The organism is Moellerella wisconsensis ATCC 35017, from assembly GCF_001294465.1.
Lineage (GTDB): Bacteria > Pseudomonadota > Gammaproteobacteria > Enterobacterales > Enterobacteriaceae > Moellerella > Moellerella wisconsensis.
Genome location: NZ_LGAA01000026.1, coordinates 35006 through 47247 on the forward strand (window position 1 = coordinate 35006; position 12242 = coordinate 47247).

Annotated in this window: 7 protein-coding genes; 2 read left to right on the plus strand and 5 right to left on the minus strand. The window is 40.5% G+C overall.

Features of this window, described 5'->3' with window-relative positions:
* Positions 1-72: 72 nt before the first annotated feature.
* Both M992_RS12105 and rlmKL read right to left on the minus strand, forming a co-directional pair.
* Entirely contained in the window at positions 73-1992 is a 1920-nt protein-coding gene (locus M992_RS12105) for an ABC transporter ATP-binding protein (RefSeq protein WP_053908824.1), read from the minus strand.
* A 13-nt stretch (positions 1993-2005) separates the two neighbouring features.
* Entirely contained in the window at positions 2006-4114 is a 2109-nt protein-coding gene (gene rlmKL / locus M992_RS12110; RefSeq protein ID WP_047255465.1) for a bifunctional 23S rRNA (guanine(2069)-N(7))-methyltransferase RlmK/23S rRNA (guanine(2445)-N(2))-methyltransferase RlmL, read from the minus strand.
* A gap of 97 nt (positions 4115-4211) precedes the next feature.
* On the opposite strand from rlmKL, the gene M992_RS12115 reads away from it, so the two are divergent.
* The gene (locus M992_RS12115; RefSeq protein ID WP_053908825.1) at positions 4212-5318 is read left to right on the plus strand and encodes a YcbX family protein; all 1107 of its coding nucleotides are present in this window, start codon (positions 4212-4214) and stop codon (positions 5316-5318) included.
* Positions 5319-5362: 44 nt separating this feature from the next.
* On the opposite strand, the gene M992_RS12120 is transcribed toward M992_RS12115, so the two are convergent.
* The 3 genes from M992_RS12120 to pepN form a co-directional block, all read right to left on the minus strand.
* Complete coding sequence (locus M992_RS12120; protein ID WP_053908826.1) at positions 5363-5908, minus strand: cell division protein ZapC; 546 nt, start codon at positions 5906-5908, stop codon at positions 5363-5365.
* Between the two features lie 577 nt (positions 5909-6485).
* Complete coding sequence (gene pyrD / locus M992_RS12125) at positions 6486-7496, minus strand: quinone-dependent dihydroorotate dehydrogenase (RefSeq protein WP_053908827.1); 1011 nt, start codon at positions 7494-7496, stop codon at positions 6486-6488.
* Positions 7497-7835: 339 nt separating this feature from the next.
* On the minus strand, positions 7836-10454 hold the full coding sequence (gene pepN / locus M992_RS12130; RefSeq protein WP_053908828.1) for an aminopeptidase N: 2619 nt from the start codon (positions 10452-10454) through the stop codon (positions 7836-7838).
* Between the two features lie 570 nt (positions 10455-11024).
* Between pepN and pncB the strand changes: the two genes are divergently transcribed.
* Complete coding sequence (pncB, locus tag M992_RS12135; RefSeq protein WP_053908829.1) at positions 11025-12239, plus strand: nicotinate phosphoribosyltransferase; 1215 nt, start codon at positions 11025-11027, stop codon at positions 12237-12239.
* Positions 12240-12242: the final 3 nt, after the last annotated feature.

Consider the following 12242-nt stretch of genomic DNA (forward strand, 5'->3'; position numbering starts at 1 on the left):
TTATGTGAGCACAATGTTTCTCTCCTATTATTTAGGCGTTCGGCATTTATCCGTTCAGCTAGCATGACTCAATTATGCGTCTGGAGAACCGTTTCTTAATAACTCCAGCTCTTGCCAACGATCAAAAGCAGTTTCTAGCGCGTTCTCTTTCTCTGTCAATGTCTGCAATACTTTTTCAGTCACATCATGAGGTTGATTAAAAAAGTCTGCATCGCCGACTGCAGCCTGTAGCTGGGCAATATCAGCTTCTAATTGCTCAAGTTGAGCAGGCAGCTGTTCTAGCTCACGTAGCAAATGATAACTCATTTTATTCGGGCGCTTGGCTGGCTCTTTCGGTTTCTCTTGTTTTTCCACTGTTAGGCTATTTTTTTGAGTACTTTTATTTAAAGCAACTGTCTGCACACGTTGTTGCTGAGCGTCAAAAAAACCACCAACATAGCGGTTGATCGTACCATTACCTTCGAAGATCCAACATTCAGTCACACTATTATCAACAAATTGACGATCATGGCTGACTAATAATACTGTGCCTTGATAGCTATCCACCAACTCTTCAAGCAGTTCAAGTGTTTCGACATCGAGGTCATTGGTGGGCTCATCGAGGATCAGTAAATTGCTCGGCTTTAAGAATAAGCGAGCTAATAACAGACGGTTACGCTCTCCACCAGACAAAGCGCGAACCGGTGTCATGGCTCGTTTAGGGTGGAATAAGAAATCTTGTAAATAACCTAATACATGGCGAGGTTTACCGTTCACCATGACTTCTTGTTTACCTTCGGCTAAGTTGTCCATCACGGTTTTATCTGGATCAAGCGTTGCACGATGCTGATCAAAATAAGCCACTTCAAGCTTGGTTCCACAATGGATCTTTCCGCTATCCGCTTTTAAATCACCTAACATCAATTTAAGTAAGGTGGTTTTACCACATCCATTTGGGCCGACTAATGCAATTTTGTCGCCACGCTGTACTTGAGCACTGAAATTATTAACCAGAATTTTATCATCAATCTGGTAATTAACATTTTCAATTTCAAACACAATTTTGCCTGAACGTGCAGCTTCTTCGACCTGCATTTTGGCAGAGCCTAACACTTCACGGCGTTCTGAGCGTTCCATACGTAACGCTTTTAAGGCACGCACACGGCCTTCATTGCGAGTACGGCGGGCTTTGATACCTTGGCGGATCCAGGTTTCTTCTTGTGCTAATTTGCGGTCGAATTCTGCATTTTGTTGTTCTTCAACTCGCAAGGCTTCTTCTTTACTTTCGAGATACGTATCGTAATTACCCGGCCATGATGCCAATTTTCCACGGTCAAGATCGACAATTCGAGTCGCCATATTACGGATAAATGAACGGTCATGAGAAATAAAGACGATACTGCCCTTAAAGTCTTTGAGGAACTCTTCTAACCAGACAATCGTTTCGATATCTAAATGGTTGGTCGGTTCATCTAAAAATAGAACTCGCGGATTACAGACTAACGCACGCCCTAATGCGGCTTTCCTTAACCATCCCCCGGAAAGAGATGAAAGTTGAGCATCCGCAGGCAATGCTAGTTTTTTCAATACGTCACTTATGCGTGCATCCAGCAACCATAAATTTTGCGCATCCAAAACTTCTTGCAGTTCTGCCATACGATTTAGGTTTTTCTCACTTGGATCTTGTTCTACTTCGCGCGATATCTGATGATAAGCTTTTAAATATTCAGCTTGTTCTGCCACCCCTTCAGCGACGAAGTCAAACACCGTGCCTTCCACATTACGCGGCGGATCTTGCTGTAGGCGAGCAACGATTAAACCTTGCTCATACAATACTTGCCCATCATCAAGCGGTTGTTCTTTAGTCAACACACGCATTAAGGTGGATTTACCCGCCCCATTACGACCGACTAAACACACACGTTCATTTTCTTCAATATGTAATTCGGTATTATCCAGCAGCGGAGCATCACTGAACGCCAAATACGCGCCGGACATATTCATTAAAGCCATTTATTTACTTCCTTTAGTCTGCATGGCGGATCAACCAGCAGTTGTGGATATGACGGTTACGGGCAAAATCTTCAGATAATGTTTTAGCAGTGATTTCATCACCTTGTAATCCGAGTTCTGCCAATGCAGCCAGATCCATTTTAAATCCACGTTTATTATTCGAGAACATCAAGGTTCCGCCAGGGCGTAATAATTTTTTCAGATGTTCCATTAGTTGGATATGGTCACGTTGAACGTCAAACGTCCCGTCCATACGCTTAGAGTTAGAAAACGTCGGTGGGTCAATAAAGATCACATCAAACTGTTCATCGGTCTGCGCTAGCCATGTCAAGCAATCAGCTTGAATTAAACGATGCTGACGCCCTTGCAGCCCATTGGTTTGCAAGTTACGTTCAGCCCACTCAAGGTAAGTACGTGACATATCAACTGAAGTAGTACTGCGTGCACCACCTAATCCTGCATGTACAGTTGCCGTACCGGTATAAGCAAACAGATTTAGAAAATCTTTCCCTTTGCTCATTTGTCCTAGCATTTTACGAGCAATTCGATGGTCAAGGAATAATCCAGTATCCAGATAATCAGTCAAGTTAACCCAAAATTGTGCGTTGTATTCATGCACAATAAAAGAGTCATCTTTTTGGGCTAATTTTTCGTACTGCTGTTTGCCTTTTTGGCGTTGACGCGTTTTCAACACTAATTGATTAGAGGTTAATCCTAATACATGCAACGTCGAAGTTACTACATCGAATAAACGCTGACGGGCCTTTTGCTCATCGACAGTTTTTGGTGGCGCATATTCTTGGATAACTACTTTATCACCATAGCGATCAACCGCTACGTTATATTCAGGTAAATCAGCGTCATAAATACGGTAGCAGTCAATTTTTTCCTGCTTAGCCCATTTACTGATTTTCTTCACGTTTTTACGTAGTCTATTAGCATAATCTGGCGCAATTTCACCAATTGCAGCCGCGGTTTTATCCGATAACTGATAGTTTTTCTGCACACACTCTAACGGGCCATTCTTGGCTTTAAATTCACGTTCAGAGCGTAATTGTAAGCAACTTAATAATTCAGGCGATGCACTGAAAATAGATAAGCGCCAGCCTGGGAAATGCGCTTTAGCCACCCGACCCAACTGGCTATGTAACGCGACTAATGCTGGTTCACTTTCCAAACGCTCACCGTAAGGTGGGTTACTAACAATAGTTCCTATTACACCAGCTTCAACAGGATTTTCTAAACTAGCTGCATCACCTTGTTTTAATGAGATAATACTTTGTAATTCAGCACGACGCACATTCGCACGCGCCATATCCAGTACTCGGCGATCTATATCTAAACCATAAAAACGTGAACTTGTCTGCTGTAGTCCTTGGCGAAAACGCACTTGCGCTTCAGCCACTAATTCGCGCCATAACTCAGGATTAAATTTTAACCAAGCATTAAAGCCCCAGTGATCTCGATGCAATCCCGGGGCACGATCCGTCGCCATCATGGCGGCTTCAATCAATAAAGTACCAGAGCCACACATAGGATCGACCATTGGTGTGCCCGGCTGCCAACCAGAACGGGTAATAATCGCGGCGGCTAATGTCTCTTTTAATGGCGCTTGACCGGCTAAATCGCGGTAACCTCGTATATGCAAAGAATCACCGCTCAAATCCAATGCTACACTGACTTGATCACGATTTAAATATACATTAATCCGAATATCCGGCTGTTGTTTCGCCACATCCGGACGCTGATCCATCTTACGTTGGAAGCTATCAACAATAGCATCTTTAACTTTTAATGCGCCGTACTGACTATTTCTAATCGTTTCATTGGTACCGCTAAAGTTGATCACAAAAGTATCATTGACCGAGAAAATCTCAGTCCAATCGATAGCTTGTACACCAAGGTATAAATCAAGATCACTATAAACTTTGAACTCATTCAAAGGTAATAGAATACGCGATGCGAGTCTGCTCCAGAGCAAACTGGTATACATCACGCGTTCATCAGCTTGAAAATGAACGCCTCCCTGAGCAATTTTGCATTCTATTGCCCCTAATGATTCTAGTTCAGTTTTCAGTAATTCTTCCAGCCCACGCGCTGTGCTGGCAAACAGAAAATTCATTGTATTCTTACCATTTGAATGAAAAATTTTTGCGCATTATAGCTAATCTCACGCACATGTCATAAAGTTGCAGAGTAAATATTATAAGGATTATAGAATGATCAAGCTTTCACGACTGTATACCCACCCCGTTAAATCGATGCGTGGCATTCGCCTCTCCCATACTGTAGCCAGTAAGAGCGGCGTCACATTTGATCGTAACTTCATGATAACTACACCAGAAGGCAAATTTATTACTGCGCGAAGATATCCGCAAATGCTGCTTTTTACCCCATCAATGCTCAATCATGGACTTTATCTGCAAGCACCTGATGGTGAAAGTGCGACGATACTATATCAGGATTTTGAAAATGACCAACGGCCAACCGAGGTCTGGGGAAATTATTTTAGCGCTAAGATAGCCCCAGAAGCGATTAATCAATGGCTATGCCGTTATTTTGATCAACCCGTACAATTAAGATGGCTAAGTGAAACTCTATCACGCCGAGTCAAACATTTTCCACAAGTCCCCTTATCTTTCGCTGATGGTTATCCTTATTTATTGATAAATGAAGCCTCGGTGCAAGAATTACAACGCCGCTGCCCTGCGAGTATCAAACTGGAACAATTTCGTGGTAACTTAATTATTACGGGAGCCCCAGCTTTTGCAGAGGATAGCTGGCAAACGATTCAAATTGGCGAGGTGATTTTTGATTTAGTCAAACCTTGTAGCCGCTGTATTTTAACCACCGTCAGCCCCGATAAAGGCATTAAACACCCCGATACAGAACCACTAGCAACATTACAAACTTTTCGAACGGATAAGCATGGCGAGGTGGATTTTGGACAAAACGCGTTAGCGCTTAATAGTGGAATTATTCGTGTTGGGGATACGCTCAAAATATTAGCGACCAAAACCGCTAAGCACTATTTATGTAAAAATAAGCCAGCAAAAATACACAATGCCACCAGCTCGTTATCCTCAATATCTATTACCTTCAATCAACAAGCTTATCCCGCCAATAATCAACATATAATTTTAGAACAGCTTGAAGCCCACGGTATCTCTGTACCCTATTCTTGTCGTGCCGGTGTTTGTGGTTGTTGTAAAATAAAACTACTTAAAGGCCAAGTTACTCCATTAAGAGAAAATGCAATAAAAGATGATGATCGTATTTTAGCCTGTAGCTGTATTCCTAATGGAGATATCACATTAGAATTATAAAGGAATTAATAAAGTTATAGAATAACCAGCAATACGGCAATAGATTAGATTACATTACCGTATAATAAATGAGAGGCCTGCGGCTGATACCTAGTCATGCGATCATTCATTATTTTAATCGGATCACAAAATGTTAATGAGCGATCCGATAAATCAAATTGCGGTTGAGCTAATAAACATAAACTGGCAGAGGAGCCTGCTTCAGCCACGATAAATATTCCGGTTTTTTTAGTTTCTTTACATGAAACTTGAATTAGTTGCCCTAACAATGGCTCAGTTAACTGATGGTAAACATCAAAATACCAACTTTTAGGCATTTGCGGTTTTAGAAAACGTAATGCTATCAGGCTATTTAAAACTAATTCCGCATGTTGCTCATTAGGTAAATTTAATCTTCTTGCTCGTTCATCAAAGATACTATAATAGCTCGCGTCATCCACCGTAAAAGGGGCGGTTTGTCGCGCAAATGTCGTTAGCATTTTTGACGGGAAACATGATCTAAATAGCATTCCATTGGCTAGATCTAACATTATACGATCATGATTTTTATCAAAATACCAGCGCCAATGGTCATCAGGTTTTATTTTCATTTTCGTTCCTTACACCACGCCATTCTTATAATACACTTAAGCGCAGATAACTGTCCTTATGCAGGGCTTCATTACTCAAAATGTTATAGATAAGATGTTACAAGGATACAGTATTTATGCTTAATTAATACAATATCCAATAGCTCGTTTTCTATAACTATTATTTTTATGAGCATAGATAAAATAAACTAAGTAATATTATCTGGCGATATCACGATATCATTAAATTAAAATGATAAATAACTCAAAAAACAACCAATAAGGCAATATAAGGTAAATCATCAAAGAATGAAAGCCCTGCGAAATATATTTACACACTTCTATGCTATGTCACTAATACTTGTGAGCTATACCACTCATAAAGCGCTCTAATACAGGGCTATGATATAGAGTTCGAGTAACTCATCTATATTAGTGATTTAAATCATTGGGAAAAGATGTTAAAGAGAACATATCCAGCTTTATATTTAATCTTACGATATTTACTAAAATGGCTATTTATCAAAATAGCCATTTATTACAGTTAAATATTTGATGAATTAACGATGTTATTCACCCAATTTACTTCATCAATTAATTAAAGATGATTAACAATATCTTTAATTAATTGTGGACCATGATAGATAAAACCGGAATAAATCTGAATTAATGAAGCACCTGCATCCATTTTTTCGCGAGCAGCGATTAACGAATCAATTCCACCTACCCCGATAATCGGTAGCTTTCCATTTAATTCTTGAGATAATAATTTAATCACTTGGGTGCTTTTCAATTGAACCGGACGACCGCTAAGCCCCCCTACCTCATTGCAATGATTTAATCCCTGAACCAAGTGACGATCTAAGGTGGTATTGGTTGCAATAACTCCATCAACTTTATGACGAACAAGACTATCAGTGACCTGTACAATCTCATCTTCGGATAAATCCGGCGCAATTTTTACCGCAATAGGCACATATTTTTGGTACTGATTGTGCAGTTGCTGCTGTTTCGATTTTAGCGCACTTAATAAATCATCCAGTGCTTCACCATATTGCAACGTTCTTAAGCCCGGAGTATTTGGGGACGAAATATTAATCGCAATATAACCGGCATGGGCATACACTTTTTCCATGCAAATCAAATAATCGTCTTTTCCTTGCTCGACTGGCGTATCTTTATTTTTACCGATATTAATGCCGATAATTCCGCCATAGCGGGATTTTTTAACATTCTCAACCAGGTTATCAACCCCTAAGTTATTGAAACCCATTCTATTGATCAGACCTTCTGCTTCTACCAAGCGGAATAATCTCGGTTTATCATTGCCATCTTGCGGACGCGGGGTCACTGTACCAATTTCAATTGCACCAAAACCCATCGCGCCAAATGCATCAATGCATTCACCATTCTTATCTAATCCCGCAGCTAACCCAAGAGGGTTACTAAAGGATAACCCCATACAAGTCAAGGGTTTAGTCGCTACCGATTGACGGATAACATATTGTAACGGTGAATTGATTAAACGCTGAAGTTGACGAATAGTTAAGTCGTGGGCTTTTTCAGGATCAAGCTGGAACAGGGCTTTGCGGGCTAGAGGGTATAACATATCAAATAACCTACTTTTCTGTAAGAAAGCGATAAGTGACATAATAAACCGGGCATAAAAATAGTCAGTGAGGTCGATTCAGCAAACCATTTTTGACGCAATTTATTTTGAGCGGCCAATGCCGAAACATACCTCAATCATTCACTCGTGCGCGATAAATTAAAGTATAACCGACACAAACGGCGCATAGATTACCTGATTATGCCCCGCCTGATCTACAAAAAATCCTATTAGCCACAAATTTTGACCGTAGATAGATTATCTCTAACTTTATTTACGCTATAAAAAAGCCCCTTAATACCAGATTAAGAGGCTCAATATATGTCAAAAATCAGACGGTTAATCCGCGAGTGCTTTGGTGATTTTCTCGAATAAATCGCCTGATAAATCATCCAATTGCTTCAATTGTTCCAACGACTGTCTCATTAATGCTTGGCGATGTTCATCGTAACGTTTTAAACGAATTAACGGTTCGATCAATCTAGATGCCACTTGTGGATTACGACGATTTAAATCCGTCAGGATTTCAACCAAGAACTGATAACCACTGCCATCTTTATTATGGAAAGCCACTGGGTTATTCGCCGTAAATGCACCAATCAGTGAACGAATACGGTTCGGATTTTTTAGACTAAATGAACGATGATTTAATAACTCACGCACAGTATCCAGTACATTTTCCGCTGGACTAGTACCCTGTAATACAAACCATTTATCCATCACTAGACCATCTTGATGCCAACGCTCATCAAATGCCTGCATCAAAGATGCACTGCATGCCAATTGGGCGCTTGACGCTGCGGTCAATGCCGCCAAAGCGTCCGTCATATTATCAGATTGCTCAAATTGAGCAGTCACTAATTGATTGGCTTTCTGGCTATCATCTCCGGCTGCAATATACAGTAAGCAAATATTTTTTAATGCTCGTTTGGCAATATCAGCATGATCTACACGGTAGCCGTCGATATGGATAGAATGGTATATCGCACTAAATTCATCCGCCATCTCTGTCGCCAACGTATGGAACATAAATTCGGCCACAGCATGAATAGCATCAGGGTCAATAACTGCAAATTGCTCTGCAAATTCGTTTTCTGATGGCAGAGTTAATATAAGTGCCGCTAATGCTGGATCAATCTTTTCATCTAACAGTACCGCACGGAAGGCATCAACCACATGCTCTGGTAATTCTAATGCTTCATTATTCTGAAAATGCTCAACATTTAGTTTGGCATAATTCATAATTAATAATTGCGCGGCATCCCAACGAGAAAACTCATTGCGGGCATGTTTCATTAAAAAAGCTAATTGCTGATCGCTGTACGGATAATCTAATTTAACTGGCGCAGAAAACTCACGCAGTAGTGAAGGTACGGGACGTACACTTACATTATCAAACACAAAGCTCTGCTGCGCTTGCGTCACATTCAGAACAGAATTAACTTCACTGCCTTCTCGATATAGTGGAATAATTGAGCCATCAGAATGATAAAGCTCAATATCTAATGGAATGTGCAGCGGTTGTTTCTCTGTCTGATCAGCTGTCGGCGGCGTCATTTGGCTCACATGCAGCGTATATTGTGCCGTCTCTGGGTGATATTCATCACGAACCGTTAGAATCGGCGTACCTGACTGACTATACCAACGACGGAATAATGATAAATCAACATTTGATGCATCTTCCATCGCCTGTACAAAGTCATCACAGGTTGCGGCGCTACCGTCATGACGCTGAACATATAGCTGAATGCCAGCTTGGAACATCTCTTCGCCGAGCAGCGTGTGGATCATCCGAATCACTTCAGATCCCTTTTCATACACAGTAAGTGTATAAAAATTATTCATTTCAATAACTTTTTCTGGGCGGATAGGATGAGCCATCGGGCTAGCATCTTCGGCAAATTGTGCAGCGCGCATCACTTTAACATTATTGATTCGATTCACTGAGCGAGAACCTAAATCAGAGCTAAACTCTTGATCACGAAATACTGTCAACCCTTCTTTTAAGCTGAGTTGGAACCAATCGCGACAAGTAATCCGGTTACCCGTCCAGTTATGAAAATATTCATGACCGATCACCGCTTCAATGCCCATATAATCTTTGTCGGTGGCGGTTTCGTTTTTCGCTAACACATATTTAGAATTAAAGACATTCAAGCCTTTATTTTCCATAGCTCCCATATTAAAGAAGTCAACCGCCACAATCATATAAATATCAAGATCATATTCTAGCCCGAAACGTGTTTCATCCCATTTCATGGCATTTTTTAGCGATTGCATCGCCCACGGGGCTCGGTCTAAATTACCTTTATCAACAAACAATTCAAGCGCAACTTCGCGACCGCTGCGAGTGATAAAAGAGTCACGTAGAACATCAAAATCGCCAGCGACCAATGCAAACAGATAGCTTGGTTTTGGAAATGGATCTTGCCATTTAACCCAGTGGCGGCCGTCTGCTAATTCACCACCATCAATCCGATTACCATTAGATAATAAATAAGGGTAATGTTTTTTGTCTGCGCGGATAGTCGTGGTGTAACGGGCTAATACATCGGGGCGATCTAAATAATATGTAATGTGGCGGAAGCCCTCAGCTTCGCATTGGGTACAGAGCGCATCACCAGAGACATACAAACCTTCTAATGCCGTATTTTGTGCGGGACTAATTTGATTGACAATTTTTAATGTAAATTCAGCGGGTAGTGATTCTATGATCAGCTTATTTTGTTGTTCTTTATAATGTTCCCATGGCTGACCATCAACTTCGATACTGCATAACGTTAAATCTTCGCCATCTAAGACTAATGTACTGGCTTGTGGATTTACGCGCTTTATTTGACTGATAGCGGTTACCACTGTTGTCGTTGGATCAAGCGTAAAATCAAGATCAATACTGTGAATGGTGTAGTCAGGAGCTTGGTAATCCTGACGATACTTCGCTTTTCGCAATTGAGTCATAGCTAGCCTTTTATCCTTTATCAATCTTTCTTTATGCGATTAATATTATCGCAATTTTTTATCTATCTATTTTCACACTGTTTTTACACTACTATTTTTTAGCGTTTTATGCACATGATATGCAACTAGTCGGTAATAGCATGGAATATTATTAAATAATTCGCGGGCTTGCTCTCATTATATTAAGCTAATATGCTTAATTGTTAATATCATGTTTGCTTATTGGTGCTATAGCACTCCCAAATAGTTAAGAACATGATAGTATCGATAGAATATATTCATGCTATACCAATAAAGTTGTAAAAGATTGACCGTTTAACACTTCTATCTTTTGCTAAAGTGGGTATACTTTTGCAACTTTAACGATTTAGCTAAGATTTATATCGAAATAAACCCAGTTGTTGTGGGGTGTTTTCTATTGAAAAACATCACATTTTGATAAACTTACGCCAATAAGCTATCCAAATGAGTATAATTAGTTACTCGCTCGGATAGCTACGGTGTAAAACAAAATCACTGCAACTTAACTATTGCCGGTATATAAAGCTCCGTGAGGATGTCTGACGCACAATGACATTAGACGCTAGACCTATTATAACATCACTGTTAGATACGGATGCTTATAAGCTCCATATGCAACAGGCCGTATTTCATCATTATAGCCAAGTTCCGGTGGTGGCAGAGTTCCGTTGCAGAAGCGACGATCTTTTGGGTGCCTATGCTAACCAAGTTCGCCAACAGATCCAATTAATGGCCGAGCTCTCCTTGAGCGATGATGAATTTACTTATTTAAGTGGCTTGCCTTTCTTTAAAACTGATTATTTAATCTGGTTGAAATCGTTTCGCTTCAAACCAGAGCAAGTGAATGTTTCAGTCACCGATAAAGGACAGCTGGCTATCCGTATTAGTGGACCGTGGAGTGAAGTGATTATGTGGGAAGTTCCGCTTCTCGCATTAATCAGTGAGATAGTCCACCATCACCGTAATCCGTATGTGACTTCGGAAAACGCAACCGCACAGCTGCATAAACTCATCGCGCTATTTCATCGCGAAGCCCAAGCGCAACAGATTGATTTATCACAATTTAAATTAATGGACTTTGGAACACGTCGCCGCTTTTCTTATGACGTTCAATCTGCAATTGTTGCCACGCTAAAACAAGACTTTCCCTATTTAGTCGGCACCAGTAACTATAAGTTGGCACAACTGCATGGTTTAACACCAGTAGGCACACAAGCTCACGAATGGTTTCAAGCACATCAACAAATCAGTCCTGATCTCGCTAATAGCCAACGCGCAGCATTAGAATCTTGGTTAGCCGAATATCCTGATCAGTTAGGCGTTGCTCTCACTGACTGCATCACTATGGATGCATTTTTACGTGATTTTGATCAACGTTTGGCTGAAAGCTATCAAGGATTACGCCACGATTCAGGAGACCCGATCGAATGGGGTGAAAAAGCCATTGCTCATTATGAAAAGTTAAATATCGACCCAATGAGCAAAACATTGGTATTTTCCGATAGCTTAGATTTGCAAAAATCTCTCGATCTTTATCGTTATTTTCATCAGCGTATTAATCTGGTATTTGGCATCGGTACACGCTTAACCTGCAATATTCCTGGCGTTGTCCCACTGAATATCGTGATTAAATTAGTCGAATGCAATGGCAAACCGGTAGCTAAATTATCAGATAGTCCGGGTAAAACTATTTGTGAAGATGATGAATTTGTCGATCAATTGAGAAAAGCTTTCGACCTGCCAAATATGGCACCAATCTGCTAAATT